General features: G+C 37.5%; 21 protein-coding genes. 5 read left to right on the forward strand and 16 right to left on the reverse strand.

The annotated features are described in order from the left end of the window. Positions 1–2: 2 nt before the first annotated feature. The 12 genes from murI to nth form a co-directional block, all read right to left on the reverse strand. Positions 3–806, reverse strand: a complete 804-nt coding sequence (gene murI, locus KTB61_RS06895; RefSeq protein ID WP_075759843.1) for a glutamate racemase — start codon at positions 804–806, stop codon at positions 3–5. A 14-nt stretch (positions 807–820) separates the two neighbouring features. Beyond that, the gene (locus tag KTB61_RS06900; protein ID WP_075759842.1) at positions 821–1,876 is read right to left on the reverse strand and encodes a D-alanine--D-alanine ligase family protein; all 1,056 of its coding nucleotides are present in this window, start codon (positions 1,874–1,876) and stop codon (positions 821–823) included. An 89-nt stretch (positions 1,877–1,965) separates the two neighbouring features. Beyond that, on the reverse strand, positions 1,966–2,769 hold the full coding sequence (locus KTB61_RS06905) for a glycerophosphodiester phosphodiesterase family protein (RefSeq protein ID WP_075759841.1): 804 nt from the start codon (positions 2,767–2,769) through the stop codon (positions 1,966–1,968). Beyond that, the gene (locus KTB61_RS06910) at positions 2,766–4,115 is read right to left on the reverse strand and encodes a CCA tRNA nucleotidyltransferase (RefSeq protein WP_216697098.1); all 1,350 of its coding nucleotides are present in this window, start codon (positions 4,113–4,115) and stop codon (positions 2,766–2,768) included. Before KTB61_RS06910 ends, KTB61_RS06905 begins: the two co-directional genes overlap by 4 nt. A 21-nt stretch (positions 4,116–4,136) precedes the next feature. Further along, the gene (gene proS, locus KTB61_RS06915) at positions 4,137–5,573 is read right to left on the reverse strand and encodes a proline--tRNA ligase (RefSeq protein WP_075759839.1); all 1,437 of its coding nucleotides are present in this window, start codon (positions 5,571–5,573) and stop codon (positions 4,137–4,139) included. Between the two features lie 197 nt (positions 5,574–5,770). Continuing rightward, on the reverse strand, positions 5,771–6,268 hold the full coding sequence (locus KTB61_RS06920) for a tRNA (cytidine(34)-2'-O)-methyltransferase (protein ID WP_075759838.1): 498 nt from the start codon (positions 6,266–6,268) through the stop codon (positions 5,771–5,773). Next, the gene (locus KTB61_RS06925) at positions 6,269–7,432 is read right to left on the reverse strand and encodes an aminotransferase class I/II-fold pyridoxal phosphate-dependent enzyme (protein WP_216697099.1); all 1,164 of its coding nucleotides are present in this window, start codon (positions 7,430–7,432) and stop codon (positions 6,269–6,271) included. Next, positions 7,432–7,914 (reverse strand): Lrp/AsnC family transcriptional regulator, encoded by a 483-nt coding sequence (locus KTB61_RS06930; RefSeq protein ID WP_075760569.1) that lies wholly within the window; start codon positions 7,912–7,914, stop codon positions 7,432–7,434. The genes KTB61_RS06925 and KTB61_RS06930 overlap by 1 nt, the downstream gene beginning before the upstream one ends. 42 nt (positions 7,915–7,956) lie before the next feature. Beyond that, a complete protein-coding gene (locus KTB61_RS06935; RefSeq protein WP_216697100.1) occupies positions 7,957–8,943 on the reverse strand; it encodes an AIR synthase family protein in 987 nt (328 codons plus the stop codon). Positions 8,944–8,983: 40 nt separating this feature from the next. Beyond that, a complete protein-coding gene (locus KTB61_RS06940) occupies positions 8,984–10,456 on the reverse strand; it encodes a VanW family protein (RefSeq protein WP_075759835.1) in 1,473 nt (490 codons plus the stop codon). A gap of 122 nt (positions 10,457–10,578) precedes the next feature. Beyond that, positions 10,579–11,286, reverse strand: a complete 708-nt coding sequence (locus tag KTB61_RS06945) for a 3'-5' exonuclease (protein WP_075759834.1) — start codon at positions 11,284–11,286, stop codon at positions 10,579–10,581. Then, positions 11,283–11,939 carry an endonuclease III gene (gene nth / locus KTB61_RS06950; RefSeq protein WP_216697101.1) on the reverse strand — a complete coding sequence of 219 codons (657 nt, stop codon included), beginning with the start codon at positions 11,937–11,939 and terminating at the stop codon, positions 11,283–11,285. The genes KTB61_RS06945 and nth overlap by 4 nt, the downstream gene beginning before the upstream one ends. A gap of 122 nt (positions 11,940–12,061) precedes the next feature. On the opposite strand from nth, the gene KTB61_RS06955 reads away from it, so the two are divergent. The 3 genes from KTB61_RS06955 (at position 12,062) to KTB61_RS06965 (ending at position 14,960) form a co-directional block, all read left to right on the forward strand. Beyond that, positions 12,062–12,931 (forward strand): Cof-type HAD-IIB family hydrolase, encoded by an 870-nt coding sequence (locus KTB61_RS06955; RefSeq protein WP_216697102.1) that lies wholly within the window; start codon positions 12,062–12,064, stop codon positions 12,929–12,931. 146 nt (positions 12,932–13,077) lie between these two features. Beyond that, positions 13,078–13,992, forward strand: a complete 915-nt coding sequence (locus KTB61_RS06960; RefSeq protein ID WP_216697103.1) for a Cof-type HAD-IIB family hydrolase — start codon at positions 13,078–13,080, stop codon at positions 13,990–13,992. Between the two features lie 77 nt (positions 13,993–14,069). Continuing rightward, positions 14,070–14,960: a Cof-type HAD-IIB family hydrolase gene (locus KTB61_RS06965; RefSeq protein WP_075759830.1), complete on the forward strand. Its 891-nt coding sequence runs from the start codon at positions 14,070–14,072 to the stop codon at positions 14,958–14,960. 31 nt (positions 14,961–14,991) lie between these two features. Here KTB61_RS06965 and pyk read toward each other — a convergent pair whose 3' ends face one another. The 3 genes from pyk to ileS form a co-directional block, all read right to left on the reverse strand. Continuing rightward, positions 14,992–15,990: a pyruvate kinase gene (gene pyk, locus KTB61_RS06970; protein WP_075759829.1), complete on the reverse strand. Its 999-nt coding sequence runs from the start codon at positions 15,988–15,990 to the stop codon at positions 14,992–14,994. A gap of 44 nt (positions 15,991–16,034) precedes the next feature. Beyond that, positions 16,035–16,505: a pyridoxamine 5'-phosphate oxidase family protein gene (locus KTB61_RS06975; protein WP_075759828.1), complete on the reverse strand. Its 471-nt coding sequence runs from the start codon at positions 16,503–16,505 to the stop codon at positions 16,035–16,037. A 179-nt stretch (positions 16,506–16,684) separates the two neighbouring features. Continuing rightward, the gene (ileS, locus tag KTB61_RS06980) at positions 16,685–19,840 is read right to left on the reverse strand and encodes an isoleucine--tRNA ligase (RefSeq protein WP_216697104.1); all 3,156 of its coding nucleotides are present in this window, start codon (positions 19,838–19,840) and stop codon (positions 16,685–16,687) included. A 513-nt stretch (positions 19,841–20,353) separates the two neighbouring features. Here ileS and KTB61_RS06985 point away from each other — a divergent pair. After that, a complete protein-coding gene (locus tag KTB61_RS06985) occupies positions 20,354–21,427 on the forward strand; it encodes a 6-phosphofructokinase (RefSeq protein ID WP_075759826.1) in 1,074 nt (357 codons plus the stop codon). Positions 21,428–21,601: 174 nt separating this feature from the next. Continuing rightward, positions 21,602–21,964, forward strand: coding sequence for a hypothetical protein (locus KTB61_RS06990; protein WP_216697105.1), 363 nt, complete (start codon positions 21,602–21,604; stop codon positions 21,962–21,964). Between the two features lie 93 nt (positions 21,965–22,057). On the opposite strand, the gene KTB61_RS06995 is transcribed toward KTB61_RS06990, so the two are convergent. After that, positions 22,058–22,951 carry a DMT family transporter gene (locus KTB61_RS06995; RefSeq protein ID WP_216697106.1) on the reverse strand — a complete coding sequence of 298 codons (894 nt, stop codon included), beginning with the start codon at positions 22,949–22,951 and terminating at the stop codon, positions 22,058–22,060. Between the last annotated feature and the right edge of the window lie 4 nt (positions 22,952–22,955).

Genomic DNA, 22,955 nt, shown 5'->3' on the forward strand with positions numbered 1-22,955 from the left:
TTCTAATATTTTTCAATTTCAACAGGCTGAACCTTATCTACTCTGCATGGCAGGACACGGTCTGCAAAAGAAAGAAACTGATCTGCCATGTCGCTGACATAATACTCATATTGTGCCATATGATTTTTCGAAGCAGATAATCCGTTTTCTTTCAAAACCTGTTTTAATGTTTTAGCTACTTCATATGCAGGATTTACAAGAGTTACCTGATCACCAACAAAATTCTGTATTGGATTGATCAATAACGGATAATGGGTACATCCAAGAATCAGAGAGTCTATTTTATATTGTTTGAATTCTCTCAGATATCTGGAAACCATATCCTCTGTAATACGATCATCAATCAGTCCTTCTTCCACCAGCGGTACAAACAACGGACATGCTTTTGTTACAACTGTAACCTTAGGATTCAGTTTGCGTAAACACTTACTGTACTGTCCGCTTTTAATCGTTGCATTCGTTCCTATAATTCCAATATTATTATTTTTTGTTGCCTGCATTGCCGCAATGGCTCCCGGCTGTACCATACCGATTATCGGAACTATGTATTCCTGCTGCAGTTCTGCTATGGCCAGGGCACTGGCCGTATTGCATGCAATCACAACAGCTTTAACACCCTTGCTCAGAAGAAAATTCACGATCTGTCTGGAGTAACGGATAATGGTATCTTTGGATTTTGTTCCATATGGCACTCTCGCCGTATCCCCAAAATAAATCATACTTTCTTCCGGAAGCTGCCTCATGATTTCTCTGGCAACAGTCAGTCCTCCAACTCCTGAATCAAATACTCCAATTGGTGCATCCATTGGAATACCTCCTTCTAACGATATCTTGTTCTTGCCTGTTCAATCAGTGTATCAATTAACTGTGGTGTATCCAATCCACAAGCTTTCCAAAGCATTGGATACATACTGATGGATGTAAATCCTGGAAGTGTATTGATTTCATTAAATACAACTCTTCCTGATTCCTCAAGGAAAAAGTCTACTCTTGAACATCCAAATCCATCCACAGCCTTAAATATTTCAACAGCATCTTTACGAATCTTTTCCTTTGATTCTTCCGGCATATCAGGATCAATCACTGTCTTAGATTCAGCATTATTATATTTTGCATCAAAATCATAAAAATCTGCTGCTGCAAGAATTTCACCAACGCAGGTTGCTTTCACTTCTTTTCGATCTCCAAGAACCGCACATTCAACTTCTCGTCCAATGATGGTCTCTTCTACCAGAATGTTACGATCATGTTTTACAGCTTCATAAAGTGCTGCCTCCAGCTCCTTACGATTCTCTGCTTTGGAAACCCCTTTGGAAGATCCTGCACAAGACGGTTTAACAAAAACAGGATATGGGATTTCTTTTTCCACACGATCCATTGCCTTATCCAGTTCCCCGAAATCTGTCTCTCTGATGTGAACAAATTTTGCCTGATCCACACCTAATTTTTCAACAATAATTTTTGTATATACCTTATCCATTGAAACTGCAGATGCCAGAACACCACATCCAACATAAGGAATTTTGGACATTTCAAACAGTCCCTGTATGGTTCCATCTTCTCCGTTCATTCCATGAAGAACCGGGAAAATCACATCAACTTTCTGTAATTTATATGTCTCCTCTGCAAGAATAACAAGAGAACGTGTTGTTGTATCAGGAGAAATAAATGCTCTGACTTCTCCTTCTCTCCAGCTTCCATCCTCAATGTCTTTTAGTTTATCTACAAGCAGCCATTTCCCATCCTTTGTAATTCCCACAAGAATAATATTATATTTTTCCTTATCCATATTCTGGATCACTGTCATTGCAGAAAGACAGGATATATCATGTTCAGAGGAATCCCCTCCAAAAACAACCACTACATTTTTCTTCATAATTATCTCATCTCCTTAGATTCCATTTCTCATTTCATATATCAGATTTTAAGAATTTTTCCTGTAACATAGCAACAGTATAACATAATCTACGGAATAATGTGAAACCGTTCGAAAATAAATCCATTGAAATCTCTTTTATTTTTTAAATACTCTTTTTCACTGCGAAATGTCCATCCGTATATTGGAACATGATAAATCTTTCTGCAGATTTTAAGCGGAAGACAATTTTTGTATTTATAATGATAGGCAATAAAATCCGGCTTTGTAATGAAATTGGTTAAAAGATTCTTCACCACAAAATAAGCTGGAATATTGTTCCATTCCTTTTCTTTAAAAAACTGCTCACTTAACTGACCTCTGATAACCTGTGGTCTGTGCTTTTTAAACCAGTATACTGCATATGGATGAAAACTTTCTATACAGTATAATCCCTTGTAAGCGTCCAGTGCCTTTGCTGTTAATGTGCATAATCTGGTATTAAAGGTTTCCATTTTCAGTTCCACCAAAAGAGGCACCTTCCCATCTATTTCATGAAGAACATCAATAAAACGTGGAATTCTCTCTTCTGTACCCATCAATGAAATTTTCTGTAACTCCTGATAAGTCAGATCACAGATCTTTTTCTGAACACCACAGGTTCTGACCAGATCATAATCATGATGAACTACTATTACATGATCTTTCGTCAGCTGAACATCCAGCTCTATTCCATATCCCAGTTCCTTTGCCTTTCGAAAAGCTGCCATGGAATTCTCCGGTATGCCATCTATATAATGGAATCCTCTATGCGCAAAATATTTTACATCCAAAACCGGGGACTTTCTTTTTTCTCCAGGTTTTATCATTAGAATATACAATACACATCCAATCAATAAAATACCTAAAATCATAGATTCTTCCTCTTTTCATCTACAAGCTTCATTAAAGTTTCTTTTGTATTCAAAGACGGATCATCCAGTACTTTATCTAAAAGCCAGGAAAGCATGTCTCCAAGCTCTTTCCCCTGTGGCATACCTGCAGCCATCAGGTCTCCTCCGTTAACTGTAAGTTCTTTTATTGACAGACAGTTTTTCTCATCCATCGCCTGACGAAAATATTTCTTTGTCTGCTGTAAAATATATTCCTTTTCATCTCTATGAAAATAACTTTGCGCTTCAATATCGGCCTTTTGAATTTTCATAAGCTTATCAAAAAGCTCCGGTCCAAGATCACTTGCCCAGCGGCGAACCGTTTTAGGATTTACTTCTTCAGGGCTTCCGAATCTTCGATCATGCCATAATACCAGTTTCGTCACCTGACGTAATGTCTGATTATCAAATTTTAACCGACGCAAAATCTTTCTTGCTATTTTCTCTCCAATTACCGGATGCATTTTAAAGCGATCTTTATCTTTATCTTCTACCCTGGCTTCCGGTTTTCCCACATCATGGAGTAACATAGTCCACCGTAAAATATGATCCGGCTGAATATTTTTCATACTTTCCACCGTATGAATTCCTACATTATATTTGTGATGGGGATTGTTTTGCGGAGTTTCCATCATACGATCAAATTCCGGCAGGATCACAGCTGTTACCCCCAGCTCATATGCATTGACCATCACTTCCGGATGATTCGATACCAGTAATTTATCAAGTTCAACCTGTATACGTTCCGCACTGATATCCTTGAGGAATCTGGCCTGATTTTTAATTGCTTCTTTTGTTTCTTCCTCTATCTCAAACCCAAGTTGAGCCTGAAAACGTAATGCTCTGAGAATTCTTAAAGCATCCTCATCAAATCTCTGAGAAGCAACCCCCACACAACGAATCAGCCCTTTTTTCAGATCCTCCATTCCATGATACATATCAACCAGACCTTCTCTGTCATTATATGCCATGGCATTTATGGTAAAATCTCTTCTTAAAAGATCTTCCTTCAGACATTTGGTAAACTGTACTTCATTTGGTCTTCGATGATCTTCATATTTGCCATCGATCCGATATGTTGTCACTTCAAAAGGCTGATGATCCATCATAACCGTAACGGTACCATGTTCGATTCCGGTATCTATGGTATAAGAAAAAATCTCCTTGATTTCTAAAGGAGATGCTGATGTCGTAATGTCCCAGTCCATTGGTTTTCTTCCAAGAACTGCATCACGAACACATCCGCCTACGATGTAAGCTTCGTAGCCGGATTGTTCTAAAGTATTTATAATTTTTTTTGCCTGGACAGGCATCTTGATTTTTAACATAAACATCCTTCTTTCAAAGGTTTAATATGCCTTTCCAAAATACACCATTTTTTTCGCAGGTTTTCCACAATGAATACAAACATCACCTAGATTTTCCTGTTCAAATGGCATACATCTTGTAGTAGCACCAGTTTCATCTTTGATTGCCTCTTCACATTCTGTTTCTCCACACCACATAGCTTTTACAAAACCATCCTGTTTTTCAATATGTGCTGTAAATTCATCCCATGTTCTTGCTTCTACGGTATGTTCTTCTAAATGTTTCTTTGCTCTTTCCAGCATATCGTTCTGCATTGTTTCAAGAACTTCTGCAAGTTTTGTTTCGATTTCATCTAAAGAAACAACTGTCTTTTCTCTTGTATCACGGCGTACAATAACTGCCTGATTTTTTTCGATATCTTTTGGTCCGATTTCAATTCTCGTTGGAATACCGCGAACTTCCTGTTCACTGAATTTCCATCCAGGACTCTTATCAGAATCATCAACCTTAACTTTAAAATTAGATTCCAGTCTCTGACGGATTTCTTCTGCTTTTTCCAGCACTCCTGCTTTTTTCTGCATGATTGGAACAATCATTGTCTGTACAGGTGCGATTTTTGGAGGAAGTACAAGACCTGAATCATCTCCGTGAACCATAATGATTGCTCCGATAATTCTTGTAGACATTCCCCATGATGTCTGATGTACATACTGCAGCTTATTATCCTTGTCTGTATACTGAATATCAAACGCTTTGGCAAATCCATCTCCAAAGTTATGACTTGTACCAGACTGAAGAGCTTTTCCATCATGCATCAGTGCTTCAATTGTATAAGTAGCATGAGCTCCTGCAAATTTTTCTTTTTCAGTCTTCTGACCTTTTACTACTGGAATTGCAAGATATTTTTCACAGAAATCTGCATACATATTTAACATCTGTACCGTACGTTCTTCTGCTTCCTCAGCTGTGGCATGTGCAGTATGTCCTTCCTGCCAGTAGAATTCAGATGTACGCAAAAATGGTCTTGTTGTCTTTTCCCATCTGCATACAGATACCCATTGATTATATAATTTAGGCAGATCACGATGTGACTGGATAATTTTAGAATAGAAATCACAGAATAATGTTTCTGAAGTTGGTCTTACACAGAGACGTTCCTGAAGTTTCTTATCTCCCCCGTGAGTAACCCATGCTACTTCCGGTGCAAATCCTTCTACATGATCTTCTTCTTTTTTTAACAGACTTTCCGGGATAAACATCGGCATTGCAACATTTTCCACACCTGTTTCTTTAAACATTGCATCCAAAGTCTTCTGAATATTCTCCCAGATGGCATATCCGTTTGGACGTAAAATCATACATCCTCTAACACTTGAATATTCAACCAGTTCTGCTTTCTTCACTACGTCGGTATACCACTGTGCAAAATCATCCTCCATCGCAGTAATGGCTTCGACTAATTTCTTTTCTTTTGCCATGAAATCTTCTCCTTTATTCTATGCTCAATGCATCCGCATTTTATGCAATTTTATCAAATTTTATATTACTGTAAATCCGTGGATTTTTCAAGTATCATAATTATATATCCTAATATGTTAAAAACATCATCTCATGGGCAATCAATCTGCAGGACCACAGGTCCGAAGCCGTTGCCGGGAGATGATGTTTTTATAAATCACCACTTGTAATGATGCAGTTGTCCTTCTGTCTGAAAATGTTTAAATCCCTGATGTCTTAACACTTCATATGCAACAATTGCCGCGGAATTTGACAGATTTAATGATCTGATATCCGGAAGCATTGGAATACGAATACTTGTCTCCTCATAGTTTAAAAGAATTTCTTCCGGTATCCCTGCACTTTCCTTTCCAAACATAATATATACATCTTCATCGTTTTCATACAGTGGTTCCGAATATACATGCTTTGCTTTTGTTGTTGCCATATAAATTTTAGGATTCTGATTTTTCTCAAGAAACTCCTCAAAATTAATGTATGTCCTTACATCCAGCTTGTCCCAGTAGTCCAATCCTGCTCTTTTTATCATTTTTTCATTTAATCGGAATCCCAGCGGTTCAATTAAATGCAGGACCGCACCGCATGCCACGCAGGTTCTTCCAATATTTCCTGTATTCGCCGGCATTTCCGGCTCATGTAATACTATATGAAGCATTTATTTCTCCAATCCTTTTATAAATGTATCCAGTCTTCCTAATGCTGTTTTTAGTTCATCAATAGAATATGCATAAGATACCCGCAGATATCCTTCCCCACATTTTCCAAAAGCTGAACCTGGTACAATGGCTACTTTCTGTTCATTTAAAAGACGGGTAGCAAATTCTTCTGATGTCATGCCAAATTTCTTAATGGATGGGAATATGTAAAAAGCGCCTTCCGGTTCGAAACAATCCAGTCCCATTTTTTCAAATGCATGAACAAGATATCTTCGTCTCTGATTATATGCTATCCGCATATCTTCTACCTCATCATCACATGCTCTTAACGCCTCAATTGCTGCATACTGACTGGTTGTTGGAGCTGCCATAATACAATACTGATGAACTTTTACCATCTGTTCCATGATTACCTTTGGTGCCGCTACATAACCAAGTCTCCATCCCGTCATTGCAAATGCCTTTGAAAATCCATTTATAACAATCGTTCTCTCTTTCATATCCGGTAAAGAACCAATACTTACATGCTTTCTTCCATAAGTCAGTTCAGAATAAATTTCATCAGAAATCACCAGAAGGTCGTGTTCTTTGGCAAATTCTGCAATTGGCTCCAGATCCTCTTTTGTCATAACCGCACCTGTCGGGTTATTTGGAAAAGATATAAAAATTGCTTTGGTCTTATCTGTCACAACTTCTTCCAGCTGCTCTTTTCGCAGTTTAAACCTGTCTTTTTCCTGTAAATTCACCACAACAGGAACTCCTCCTGCCATAAGGATACATGGAACATAAGAAACGAAGCAAGGCTGTGCAACGATCACTTCATCTCCAGGATTCAGGATTGTACGCATTGTGATATCAATCCCTTCACTTCCACCAACCGTTACCAGTATTTCATGGCATGGATGATATTCCATCTGATATTTTCTATGTAGGTATTTACTGATTTCAAAACGCAGTTCCTTCAGCCCTGCATTAGATGTATAAAATGTTCTTCCTTTTTCCAGCGAATAGATTCCTTCTTCCCGGACTCTCCATGGTGTATCAAAATCCGGTTCCCCAACACCCAGAGAAATAGCATCGGGCATTTCGCTGACAATGTCAAAAAACTTTCTGATTCCTGATGGTTCCAGTTCCGTTACCTGTTTTGATAAAAAATCTCTCATTATGGTGTCACCACCTGTCTCTCGTCAACTTTCTTAGCTTCCAGCACTGTTCCATGATCCTTATATTTCTTTAACACAAAATGTGTTACAGTACTTACCACAGATTCCAGCGGTGCCAATTTAGACGAAGTAAACATGGAAATTTCCTTCATTGTTTTTCCTTCCAGCATTACCATAAAATCATAACCTCCGGACATTAAATATACTGCTTTAACTTCCGGGAAATTATAAATACGCTCAGCGATCATATCAAATCCCTGCCCACGCTGAGGAGTCACCTTTACCTCAATCATGGCTGTCAGCTGGTCTTTGCTGGTGTTATCCCAATTGATCAGTGTATGGTATCCACAAATAATATGCTCTTTCTCCATATCCGCTATCTCATTGGCGACTTCTTCCTCTGAAACATCCAACATGATCGCCAGATCTTTTAAATCCAAACGACTGTTTTTTTCAATCAGCTTCAAAATCAATTCTCTCAGTTCCGTATTCATACCATATCCTCCATTCTATGAGTTAAAATATTATTCCTCATAAATTTTATATAATTCATCCTGTTTTGGAGCTTCCAGATTACTTGCTTTTCCCTGTCGGTAAATAAGCTTATCTCTGGAATCTGTCGTATGGCCGATGATCGTACCTTTGATGCCTTTTTGTTCCAGTGCCGCTACGAGCTCTCTTCCATGATCTGTAGTAATCAGCATTGATCCGCTGGAAATCAGCTGATACGGATTCAGATCATATCTTTCACATAATTCAATTGTATGTTGTTTTATCGGAATGTCTTCAATGACAACTTCCAGTCCTACTCCAGATGCCTTGGAAATTTCCCATAAAGCACCATAGATACCACCTTCCGTAATATCATGCATAGATGATGCATATTCTTTGGCGATCAATCCCTCCGGTACTACTGAAATATCCTTCAGACAATCTTTTGCTTCCTTTAAAAAAGCTCTCGAAAACCATTTTCCCAGTTCTTCTTCCTTTTCACCTGCAATGATTCCCGTTCCTTCTAATCCGATATATTTGGTAATGACAATGTCCTGTCCCGGTTTAGCACCTTTAGACAGAATCAGTTGATCTTCTTTTACTTTTCCGATTCCGGTAACAGATAAAACAGGCTGATTTACCACATCTGTAATCTCTGTATGTCCTCCCAGAACCATCATAGATAATTTTTCACATTCTCCATTAACCTGCTGCATCATCTCTTTGATCTGATACTCTTTAATGGATGACGGGAGTAATGCTGTTATCATCAGTCCTATCGGCTGGGCACCTGAAGATGCCAGATCGTTTGCTGTTATATGAACCGCAAGATGTCCGATGTCTTTGGTTGCACCTGTAATCGGATCTGTTGATGCCACAAAAACTTCGTCTTTTTCTAATTTAAGTGCCGTACAGTCTTCTCCTATTCCCGGACCGATCAGAACCTCATCTCTCTTTGTATGCAATTGTTCTATAACTACTTTCTGTAAGGCAGATTCTGATAACTTACCAATTTTCATAGCACACTCCCTATTCTAGATTCGATAACGCTATCTGGCGTTATTGCTGTTTTTCCGTGGTTTTTTTTGTTTCCTGTTTTGCTGCTGTAGTTGTAGCACTTGTAGTCTTTTTACTCTCAGTTGTCTTTTGATCTTTTTTATTCTCGGTTGTCTTCTGATCCTTTTTCTTCTTTTTATCTTCTTTCTGTTTTGTACCTTCCCTATAAGTGGCAGGTGTTGCCATATAAGAAGATGTATTAAAGACTTTCTTTGATTTCTGTTTTCCGTTTATCTTAACGATTTTCCATAATCTGGCAGTATATCCGGTATGTCCTGACTGTTCAAGAATCTTTTGTCCTTTTTCCAGAGTAGGATCTTGTATGATTTTTTCTCCTGTACTTTCTTTTACAGAAGTTGTCTCTGAAACAAATTCTACCGTACGGTCCGGATCTTCCTTGATTCCATATACTGTAAAAGTAATCGTTGATCCGTTTGCATGTCCTTCAATATAAACAGGAAAATCATTCTGATTTTCAAATTTCATATCCTTATAAGTCCCTGCAATTGCTGCATCTGCAGAACGTGGAACATAATGAACTGTCATAGAATGAGGATGACGTTCTTTAATTTTAAGCTCTGCACGGATCACCGCATTATATAAAGTTGTTGAAACCTGACAGATTCCTCCACCATATGTCTGAACAGTCTGTCCGTTTTCATAAGATCCTGCTAAAGCATATCCATTTTCTGCTGTAAACGGAGACACAGTCTCATATACAGAAAACGTTTCCCCTGGATATATTACTTTTCCATTAATCTTGCTGGCTCCATTTGCCACATTGACTTTACGTCCATATGGAGAAGAACCATACTCAGTTGTATAAGTTCCCATAACATCCTTGATTTTCTTCAGATCTTCAGATGTATATTTTGCTTTTTTCTTGGATACTTCCAGCTTTGCTTTCGTTTTGTTACTTTCAATAGCCTTCTTAAAATTCTTGAAAGTAGCATCCATTTTCAGTGTATATCCTGTTTTTTCTTTCTGAACTATAAATTTACCATTTTTTCTTTTGACTGTGGCATTTTTGGGTGCTGTAATAATGTTTTTTGTAATCTTTGTCAGTTTCTTCTCAAAAACAGCTTTATCATAATTCCGATACACACCGACCATATGCTTATCTTCTTTTACTATTGAATATTTATGAAAAATATTTCCACTTCTTCCAAGAGCATATGCCTCTTCTGCCGTTTTTTCTGAATCAGGAATAGCTCCCAGCTGTTCAATAGAAGCTTCTGTTTCTTCATCATCTATATATAATGTAATCTTTTCTTTATGAAGTTTTTTAATATGATTTTCTACTGCTTTCTGAGCCTCCTCTTTTGTCATTCCTCCAAGATTGACACCGTCACACTCAACGCCATCAATAATACGTCCTTCAGTTACTGCTCCTTTTACTGTCATATTAAGATATAACATGACTCCAAGAACCAGAATAATAATTCCGCCTGCTATTAGTCCTATTCTCTTTTTCATTTTAATTCTCATTCCCCTTCTAATTATAGATACTTACATCATTAATGCTCCAGCAACTGTCGTTACTACCATAACCGCAATCAGCAGAAGCGCAATAACCGTAATTATCATTTTTTGTTTCTTCATTTTCTCATCACTCCATAATTTAAAATAATGCTATCAATTTTTCGTGACGCCTCACTTTGCGACATCATATCAATATTAACAGTGTCCCTTATTGTATGATATTTCATTAGTTCCTTCAAGTACCGTTTTTGCTTTTCCGTAATCGGACGTTCTTTTTTTACCCGATACTGAAGCTGCTTTGGATTAAATACTTCTTTTTCTTCCGGAAATTCTTTTTTCATCTGTTCAAAGACCACAGCTGTTGCAAGAGCATCATCATAGGCTCTGTGAGCAGCCTCATTCACATAGTGATAATGTTCACATAAGGTCTCCAGCTTCTTGTTCTTAAGCTGTTTCAAAAGTTTTCTCGCTACAGCAAGTGTATCCACACCATCTCTTTCAAAAGATCTGGAAAAAGATTTTGCTGCAATCTTCATAAAGCTGTAATCAAACATCAGATTATGCCCCAGGACAGGAAAACCTTCACTAAATTCCAGAAATCCTTCTACACCTTCTTTCAATGAAATCCCTTTTGCCAGCATTTCTCTGCTGATTCCTGTCAGCTGAATAATAAAATCACTGACTGGAACTTCAGGATATAAAATACAGTTATATTTTCCTATAATTCTGGAATCTCTAATCTTAACGGCTCCTATTTCAATCATCTGATCCTTTTCAGGAGATAACCCGGTGGTTTCCAGGTCAAATGCAACATATTCTCTCATTCCTTAACCTCACAGGATGGACATACAGACTGCAGTGTACACTCTGCACATTTGGGTCTTCTTGCAATACAAATATTACGCCCATGGGTAATAATCTGGATATTATAAAGAATCCACTGTTCTTTTGGCAGAACTTTCATCAAATCATGTTCTATTTTAACCGGATCTTCATTTTGGGTAAGACATAATAATCTGGATATTCGTTTCACGTGTGTGTCAACAACTATACTTGGCTCATGGAATATATTTCCACGAATTACATTTGCTGTTTTCCGTCCGACTCCTGCAAGGCTTGTCAGCTCCTGGATATCAGACGGCACTTCTCCCTGATGTCTTTCTAACAGCTGCTTTGCACATGCAATCAGATTCTTTGCTTTATTTTTATAAAATCCGGTAGAATATATATCCTTCTCCATCTGACGAAGATCTGCGTCTGCAAATGCCTGAAGATCCGGATATTTAACAAAAAGCTCCTTTGTAACCTGATTGACTCTTTCATCAGTGCATTGCGCACTTAAGATCGTGGCAAATAAAAGCTGCCAGGGAGTTTCATAATTCAAATAACACTTGTACTCCATAGAATATGTCTCATTTAAAATATCACATATTTTCTGCACTCTTGCCTTTGTAATCCTTTTTGACACCTTTGCCATACAGTTTACTCCTTATATATCGTATCTTTTTATTATACACAAATGAATGTTCTCCCTCAAGGTACTTTCCTCTATATTTTTTGTACAATTTATGATACCATGAGCAAAAGGAGGATATAAAAATGATTGAATTAATCGTTTCTGACCTGGATGATACATTACTAAATAACCAAAAACAAATTTCTCCAAGGACAGTATCTGCATTAAAACAACTTCAAAAAGCAGGAATCGGTTTCCTTTTAAATACGGAACGAGAATATGATGATGTAAAACCAATTCTAGATGCTGCCGATATTCAATGTGATATGATCTGCTCTGGCGGTTCCTGTTTTTTCAATCAAACCGGTAAGCAGAACAAAGCTTCATATATTCCTGCAGAGACGCTGCCACCGCTTTTGCGTCTATTTGGAAAAAACCGTATTTTTTATGAAATATACAGCACCCGCGGACGTTGTATTTTAGCCTCAAAACAGGCTTACGAAACATATTTGACAGGAGAAAAGATTCCTGGATTACTGATGGAAACCAAAGATTTTGAAATAACCCAGGAACAATATGATACATTAATAGAAGAGACTCTTTTCTATGACAACGGCGAGCTTCTGCTAAAAGAGAATCCCGAAATCGTTAAAGTTGTTTCTCATTCCAATGACATATGGAAACTTCGTCATTTAAAACAGGATCTAGAAATATCTTTTCCTGACCTTGCCATTATCGGAGAATCACCTTATCACATTGAGGTTAATCATACGGATGCCTTAAAAGGTATAGCTCTCCAAAAATACATTAAACACCAAAAATTGTCTTTAAAAGACACATTAGTTATTGGCAATGGCGAAAATGATTATTCCATGTTAGCTCTTCCATATGTAAAAAGTGTTGCCATGGGCAACGCTGTCCCTATTATAAAAGATATTTGCGAATATTCCACAAAAAATAATACCGAAGATGGAGTTGCTGTTGTGTTAGAACATGTAATTTCTTCTATATAATAATAAACCTTCTTCTATCCTCATGGATGCTTAAATATTCATGAGGATTTCTTTTATTTATAATATTACTATTATTTAACACTTCCTTTATTCTGATTTTTTATTTCCGTGTTAGGATATTTTCAGAGTAAATAGGAGGAATGAAAATGATTCGTTTAATTGCAGCCGATATGGATGGTACTCTTCTTCATAGTAATGGCTATATAACAAAAAAAACTGCTGATATAATCCATAAAATTCAGAAAAGTGGATTTGAATTTATCGTAAATACGGGAAGAGATTATTATAGTGCAAAAAAAGAACTGGATGCGGCAAAAATCACCTGTGACATGATATGTAACAGTGGTGCATGTACCTATGACTGTTTTGGCAATCCTTTTCATATTGTCTCCATTCCTAAAAGTACCGCTAAAAAAATACTGGAAATCTTTCAGCGTCATCATGCCTTTGCCGACATCTCCACTGATTATGGAAAAACATCGATAGAAAATCCTGAGGCACTTCTAAAATATTATAAAAATGAGGTATTTCCAGCTTCTAAGGCTGAACATAAGGTTTACTTTAAGACACCCGCTGATTTTAAACAAATGACAGACAGAGTCCGTTATTTTGATAACGCTCTTTCTCTTCTGGGCAGTGAGACTCCTATATATAAGATTTCAACTACATTTCTCAACCAAGAAAAAATCCAACAGCTTAGACAGGAAATTGAAAAACTCCCTGGACTTCATATTGCCTCCACTGCCCAGACTAATCTAGAAATCAGCCAGGAGAAGGCTCAAAAAGGATACGCTCTCATGCAATATGCAAAACACCGTTCCATTGATCCTTCCGAAATTCTTGCTATTGGTGACAGCGAAAATGATTATTCCATGCTTTCTCTTAACCTTGGACAGACTGTTGCCATGGCAAACGCAGATGAAATGATTCATAACATTTGTTCTTCACAAACACTTTCCAATGATCAAGATGGTGTTGCCGTAATACTTGAAGGATTATTAATCGAGCGCTGTTTCTATGAAATGCATTGGCGTCATGCAGATTACTCCCTTATTTCATGACTTTTTTATTTGACTTCTAATTTATCTGTGATAGTATAAATAATGATTTGGTCAAACAATAAAGGAGGTTTTAATAAATGATTCGATTAGTTGCATCAGATATGGATGGCACATTACTTGACAGCTATAGACAGATCACTGAGGAAAATATTTCTGCCATTAAAGAACTGCAAAACAATGGTATTAATTTTATAATCAATACAGGACGTGAATATCAGAATGTTATGGAAATTCTTGATAAAGCTGGTCTTAAATGTGATATGCTCTGCACCAATGGTGCCTGTGGATGTGATCAGAATGGTAACATTTTATTCCAGCACTTTATTCCAAAAGAAACTGTAAAAAAGATTTTTTCTATTTTCCGTGACTTTGATCTGGTTCCGACTCCATTTTCTCAGGATGGACGCCTTTCCATTCTCTCTAAAGAAGAAATGCGTCAATACATAAAAGATGTCATGGTACCTGCAATGCAAATCAATCATCCCGACTTTCAATATACACCATCAGATTTCCAGGAGCTTCTTGACAACTGCATTTATGTTGATGGAACTGAAGAACTGTTAAACGGCACCCATCATAACATACTGAAAATTATTTCTCAGTCCCTGAATCCGGATTCTCTGGTTCAGCTGCGTACTCGTTTAGAGCAGGAACTTCCTGAGCTTGCTGTGGTTTCAACTGTACCTACTGATATTGAAATCACCTCAAAAAATGCACAAAAAGGAATTGCTTTGATGGAATATGCAAAAGAAAAAGGTTATACTCCAGATGAAATAGTTGCCATAGGTGATAGTGAAAATGACTATTCCATGCTTTCAATTCCTGGTTTACATTCTGTAGCCATGGAAAATGCAGCTCCTATGATACAGGATATCTGTGTTTATCGTACCCGTGCCAATACAAATGATGGAATTGCTTATATTATTAAATGTATTCTGGCAGATCGTGAAAATTTTGAACTGCTTTAATTATGAGATAAAGTTAAAAATGCCCATGAAATTATTCATGAGGCATTTTTTTTGCTATCCTTTCAGCTTCTCTTCCCGTATTTACCAGCATACTCATTGCTTCTGCCGGATATTTTCCTGCTGCTGTTTCTCCCGTCAGCATCACAGCAGATGCTCCCTGCATGACAGCCTGAAAAATATCATTTACCTCTGCTCTGGTAGGATAAGGAAGCTCAATCATTGAATTCAGCATTTGAGTAACTACCATAAATTTTCTGCCAGATACCTTACACTTTTCTGCAATTTGATATTGTATTGCCGGCAGCTTGTAAAGCGGCATGGCATTTCCAAGATCACCTCGTGCAATAACAATATAATCGCTATATGGTATCAGTTCATCTAAATGATCTACTCCCTGCATATTTTCAATCTTGGCAAATATCCGGACTCCTGGACAGCCCGCCTGTTTTAACGCTTCCCTGAGATTTATCAAATCTTCTTTCCCCCGTACAAAAGGAAGCATAACATCTGTGACTCCAAATTTCCTGGCATCAAACAGATTATCCATATCCTGCTTCGTAAGAGTAGGATTGTTTATTTCGCATCCTGGCAAAGCAATACTCTTTCTGGAAGTCAAAAAGCCACCACATAATACATGACATTTAACACTTGTTTCATCTATCGAATCTAAAACCTCCAGTTGAATTTTTCCATCGTCCAGTAAAATTCTTTGTCCTTTATTTAAAAAAGGCAGAATTATCTCCGGAATCTGGATTTGTCCATCTCCTAATATTATTTCTTTTCCTTCTTCTAAGATCATCTCTGCAGGCAGATTCCCAATTCTAAGTTCCGGTCCCTGCAGATCAATCATTAAACAAGGTTCTTTCCCCTGTTCTTTTGAAGCTTCCTGATAGTGAATAACTCCCTGTCGACTTTCTTTTAATGATCTATGAGACAGATTCAGACGAATCCCGGTCATTCCTGCCTGAATCATTTTCTCCAATGTCTCGGTTTCCCAGCAGGAAGGTCCCAAAGTTCCATAATATTCCATAAAATTCCTTCTTCCCTCACTACAAATATACCAATAAAAAATCTTTACGCTTTTGATTCTTTTCCTGAAATATGCTCCACTGTCAATTCCATAACCTCAGTCAATGGCAGTACTTTTTCAGAAAAAACATGTTCTTTTCCTTGTTCATATTGATTCATAATACATTTTAATGCCTTAATTTTTTCCTGTCCTTCAATAAAGCGAATTGTTCCATTTCCACAGACACTTTCATATCTCATGGTGCTGTCACAGGCTTTTTCTCCCAACTCTAACTGATGTGTTGTGTGCATGGTAAAGGCCGCCTTTTCATTCCTTTTTATAAAATCAATTTTAGTTCCCTCTTTTGCAGAATGAAAATATAATTTCAATTCATCATTTTCCTGGCAGAATCCAAAACTTAACGGAATTACATAGGGAAATTCTTCACCATTAAGAGCCAGATTACAGCAGTCACATTTTTTCATGATATTTACTATTTTAACTTTATCAGTAATTTCCCGATCTTTTCTTCTCATATTCTGATTCTCCTTTTGTACATCTGGTCGCATCTTTCGCGGAACATTTATTATTACATAGGAAATTTAAAGGGATTTCCTATGTAATAATAAAACAACCTTCTGGCATTGTCCATATCATAAGACATACCAGAAGGCTGTTACAATTTATTTTATTATTGAATATAAGTAAAATTTCTCTAGTTTTTTTCTACTCCCAGATTAACTTTTTCACCATTAATATTCCATTCTTTTGTGAATCCTGCAGCTTCTCCTGCTTCAACCTTAGTTGCAAGTACATCCCCTGCAATTGCTGTTTCATTTCTGCCAATGATTTCTGCTGCCTTTTCACTTCCGGCATAGGAAAGAGTAATCTTATCTGTTACTTCAAATCCGGCTTCTTTTCTCATGGACTGAATCTTACTTACTACTTCACGGACAAATCCTTCTTCCAGAAGCTCTTCTGTCAGATTTGTATCAAGAACAACAGTTACTCCACCATCTGCTTCAGTAACAAATCCTTCCTGTTTTACCATCTCGATCAGCAGATCTTCTTCTGCCAGTTCCACAGGTGTTCCATCAATATCAAAGGAAAGAACTCCTTTAGAATCCAGCTCAGCCTTTGCTGCATTTCCATCTACATTAGTAAGATAATTACGGATTCCTCCAACCAGTTTTCCATATTTAGGTCCAACAGTCTTTAACTGTGGTTTAAAGTTGTATGTGGTAAAGCTGGATACATCATCTGTAAATGTAATAGCTTTTACATTTAATTCATCCAGCACAATATCCTGATAATATTCTGGAAGTTCCGCTGCTGCTTTCACATACATCTGACCGATCGGCTGACGGTTCTTGATAGCTGCACTGTTACGGCATGCACGCCCAAGAACAACGATTTTCAGTACCATATCCATATCTGCTTCCAGTTTTGTATCAACCTGTTCTTCTTTATAAACAGGAAAATCACATAAGTGAATACTTTCTGGTGCAGAATCATCTACGCTGACAACGATATTCTGATAAATTTCTTCTGTCATAAACGGAATCATCGGAGCTGCCGCTTTACATACAGTTACCAGTGCTGTGTACAATGTCATATATGCATTAACTTTATCCTGTTCCATTCCTTTTGCCCAGAAACGATCACGACAGCGTCTTACATACCAGTTACTCATATCATCTACAAATTCCTGAAGAGCTCTTGCAGCTTCTGGAATTCTGTAATTACCAAGGTTATCATCCACTGCTTTTACCATGGAATTCATCTTTGATAACAGCCATTTGTCCATAACAGAAAGTTTGTCATAATCCAGTTCATGTTTTGTTGGATCAAACTGGTCGATTTCTGCATATAATACATAGAATGCATAAGTGTTCCACAGAGTACCCATAAACTTACGCTGACCTTCTGTAACTGCCTTTGCATGGAATCGGTTTGGCAGCCAAGGTGCACTGTTTGTATAAAAATACCAGCGGATTGCATCTGCTCCATGTTCTTCCAGTGCGTCAAACGGATCTACTGCATTTCCTTTGGACTTACTCATCTTCTGTCCGTTTTCATCCTGAACATGTCCCAGAACTACAACGTTCTTGTAAGGAGCTTTATTAAACAGCAATGTTGAGATTGCCATTAAAGAATAGAACCATCCACGAGTCTGGTCTACTGCTTCAGAAATAAAGTTTGCAGGGAAATTATCTTCAAAAATTTCTTTATTTTCAAATGGATAGTGCCACTGTGCAAATGGCATGGATCCTGAATCAAACCAGCAGTCAATAACTTCTTCTACACGATGCATTTCTTTACCGCAAACCGGACATTTGATAGTTACATCATCAATATATGGACGATGTAATTCAATATCATCCGGACAGTTATCAGACATACTCTTCAGTTCTTCAATAGAACCAATAGAATGCTGGTGTCCACATTCACATTCCCAGATATTTAATGGAGTTCCCCAGTAACGGTTACGGGAAATACCCCAGTCCTGTACATTTTCCAGCCAGTCTCCAAAACGGCCTTTTCCGATACTTTCCGGTACCCAGTTTACTGTATTATTATTTGCGATCAGCTGATCTTTTACATCTGTCATCTTGATGAACCATGATTCTCTTGCATAGTAGATCAGTGGAGTATCACAGCGCCAGCAATGTGGGTAGCTATGTTCGAATTTTGGAGCATCATATAATAATCCTCTTGCATCCAGATCTTTTAATACTTCCGGATCTGCTTTCTTAACAAATAATCCTGCAAAAGGTGTTTCCGGTGACATTTCACCTTTTTCATCTACCAGCTGTACAAATGGCATGTCATATTTACGTCCGACTTTTGCATCGTCTTCACCAAATGCAGGTGCAATATGAACAATACCTGTACCATCTGTTAATGTTACATAACTGTCACAGGTTACATAAAAAGCTTTTTTATGCTGTTTTTCAGCTACTTTTGCAGCACAGTCATAAAGTGGTTCGTATTCTTTGTATTCCAAATCCTGTCCTTTATATGTTTCCAGAACTTCATATGCAGCAGTTCCTGCTTCTTCGTCTGCTAATTTGCCAAGAACAGTATCCAGCAGAGCTTCTGCCATATAATAAACATGTCCGTCTGCTGCTTTTACTTTTGCATAGGTTTCCACAGGATTTACACAAAGACCGATATTAGAAGGCAATGTCCAAGGTGTTGTTGTCCACGCAAGGAAATATGCATCTTCATCTTTTACTTTGAAACGTACCACTGCAGAACGTTCTTTTACATCTTTATATCCCTGAGCAACTTCCTGTGCAGATAATGGAGTTCCACAACGAGGACAGTAAGGAACAATCTTAAATCCTTTATACAAAAGACCTTTGTCCCAGATCTGCTTTAATGCCCACCATACAGACTCGATAAAGTTGTTATCATATGTTACATATGGATCATCCATATCAGCCCAGAATCCTACAGTGCTGGAAAAGTCTTCCCACATTCCTTTGTATTTCCATACACTTTCTTTACATTTATTAATGAATGGTTCCAGACCATATTCTTCAATCTGTTCTTTTCCGTCCAAACCAAGAAGCTTTTCAACTTCCAGTTCTACAGGAAGACCATGGGTATCCCATCCGGCTTTACGGATGATTTTGTGCCCTTTCATTGTCTGATAACGAGGGATCATGTCTTTAATAACACGAGTTAATACATGTCCGATATGAGGTTTTCCATTTGCTGTTGGAGGTCCGTCATAAAAAGTATATGTCGGATCGTCTTTACGTTCTTCAATACTCTTTTCAAAGATCTGATTTTCTTTCCAGAACTTTACGGTTTCTTTCTCACGATCCACAAAATTCAGATCGGAAGATACTTTCTTGTACATTCTTAATTCTCCTTTAATTAATAATATTGAAAATTCGTATAATGAAATTTAAGATAGAATTTTTCTTTTCCCGAAAAAAGAAAAGGTGCTGTCCTAAAATAGGACAACACCTGTTGCTTCTAAACCACCTATTTCACATACACTGTTGATATGTTATCCCTTTAACGGAGGATACCGGCACAGCTTACTTTGTTCAGCCTGCAGCTTAGGAGTGATGTTCCTTATACTCTACTAATACCTGTCTCACACCATCACAGATTCGCTCTTACGTTCGCAGTATACATACTGTCTCCATCATCGCTATTTTCACATGGATTTATATTACCACCAGAACCAGTGTTTCGTCAATCGTTGATTTTAATTCTCCACCAAAAATTCATCTGGTTTTTGCGAATACTTTACATACATTTCACATTTTATTTACCGTATACCATATATATTCTATTCTTTTTATGGTAAAATAAATCATTATGATACTATTATACATTAAAATATAAGAAAAGGAATGAATATATGTTACGAATTGGAGTATTAACTAGCGGTGGTGACTGCCAGGCACTGAATGCAGCAATGCGCGCTGTCATTAAAGGATTAAGTGTAAAAAGAGACGATTTAGAAATCTACGGATTTGAAGATGGATACAAAGGATTAATTTATGGAAATTTCCATCTTATGACACCAAATGACTTTTCAGGAATTCTTAACCTGGGTGGTACGATTCTTGGAACATCCAGACAGCCATTTAAACGAATGCGTATTCCTGATGAAAATGGTTTGGATAAGGTTGAAGCTATGAAAACTACCTATCACAAATTAAAACTGGACTGTCTTGTTATTCTCGGCGGAAACGGAACACACAAATCTGCAAATATGCTTCGGGAAGAAGGATTAAATGTTATCACACTTCCAAAGACGATTGATAACGATCTCTGGGGAACTGATATGACATTTGGTTTCCAGAGTGCTGTTGATATTGCAACTGATACCATCGACTGCATCCATACCACAGCCTCTTCTCACAGCCGTGTATTTATCATTGAAGTTATGGGACACAAAGTTGGCCATGTAACCTTACATGCAGGCATTGCCGGTGGTGCGGATATTATTCTGCTTCCTGAAATTCCTTATGACATTGACAAAGTTGTAGATGTCATTGAGCAACGTGCAAAATCAGGAAAACATTTTACAATCCTTGCTGTTGCTGAAGGTGCCATTTCCAAAGAAGATGCTGCCCTGAAGAAAAAACAGTACAAAGCGAAACTGGCAGAACGTAAATATCCATCCATTGCCTATGAACTGGCTGCACAGATTGAAAGCAAAACAGATCGTGAAGTTCGTGTTACTGTCCCAGGTCATACACAAAGAGGTGGTTCTCCTTGTGCATATGACCGTGTCATCGCAACCAGAGTCGGGGCTGCTGCTGCAGAATTGATTCTGGAAGAAAAATATGGTTATATGATTGCTATTAAAAACGGAGAAACAGAACCTGTTCCATTGGAAGAAGTTGCAGGCAAATTGAAATATGTAGATCCAGACTGCAAGATGATTAAAGAAGCTAAAATCATTGGAATCAGCTTTGGAGATTAATCAGATAACTCTAATAAACAAAAAGCAGGACCATCCATACTAACGATATCAAATCATAAGTACAGATGGTCCCTTTTTATGCGGTAATCCTCATTACCGTTAATTATGATATCCGATAAGGGAAAACATGACAAAATTTGAAGTTGTAGCAATCAGGAAATGAGGAAATAATAAATGGTATCACATTGGTTAGCATGGATTTCATTTGGCTTTAGTATATTGCTGTTGATGAAATTCGTAACAAGAAAAAGTAGTATTAAAAAACTGAACCGTACATTTAGCAAATTACATAGATCATTTGCTATTGTAATGTTTGTAACCGGCTTAGCACACGGAATTATTTCGCTTGTAATAAGCCTGAGCCATATTGCGCCAATCATTTCAGGTATCCTTTTATTTGGTAGTGCTTTATATGTATGCCTTACTTGTATTCATAAGGAAAATCATAAAAAAACATGGATGAAGATGCATAGAGTTGGTTCTGTTATTCTTACCTTTCTTCTTATAGTACACTTGATTTTGGCACTTAATATTTAGTTAAAATAGTCGCATGAATTAGAAATCTAAATCATTATTCCTTAAAAAAACCGACAGAAATTAACCCTGTCAATCTCTATCGGTTTCATATCTTTATTTTTTCTCACCAAACACCGCCAGGGCAGTGACCCCTGCAATAATACATACAATCCCCAGTACATCCATTCCTTCAAAGGCCTGTCCCAGAAGCAATACGGAAAATATGGTTGCAACCAATGGTTCCACACATCCGAAGACACTTCCTTTCACCGGTCCAAGGATTAAAATTCCTTGAAGATAACACCCAAAAGCAATAACTGTTCCTATCAATATCACACCAGCCATTGAAGCAAAAGTCTGAATGTCCCAGACTCCAGGCACTTCCCATATTTTCACAAATGGAATCAGAAAGATTCCGCCAATCAGCATTCCCCATCCCACAGTTTCCAATGATCCAAATTCTTCTAATAAGCTTTTCGGCTGAATACTGTAGAATGCACAAGTCAATGCTGCAATCAGGCCCCAAAACAATGCCTGTCTGGTCATGACCATTTCATGAATATTTCCATGTGTAGACAGCAAAAACACTCCTGTCATGACTGATGCCAATACTGTAATCTCCAATAATCTTGGAAACCTGCATTCCACAATTAAACAGAACACCAGAATTAATACCGGAGCAATATACTGAAGCACCGTGGCTGTTCCAGGATTGGAATATTGTACTGCCAAAAAATAAGATAACTGACAGGCAGCCATTCCAAAAATACTAAATATCAATTGTTTTCCAGCAGTTTCTTTCCCCTTCCATACATCAAATATTCTTTGTTTTCTTAAACCAAATGCCATCAGCAACATGAAGCATCCGCCTAAAAGCAGCCTTATATTTACCAGCCACATGGCATTTAACCCTTTTGCATCGAATAAATATTTTCCCATAATCCCAGACAAACCCCAGCAGGCTCCCCCGATAATAAAAAAACACATTCCTTTTGCAGACTTTTTCATTTTT

The organism is Anaerostipes faecalis (genome assembly GCF_018982945.1).
GTDB lineage: Bacteria > Bacillota > Clostridia > Lachnospirales > Lachnospiraceae > Anaerostipes > Anaerostipes faecalis.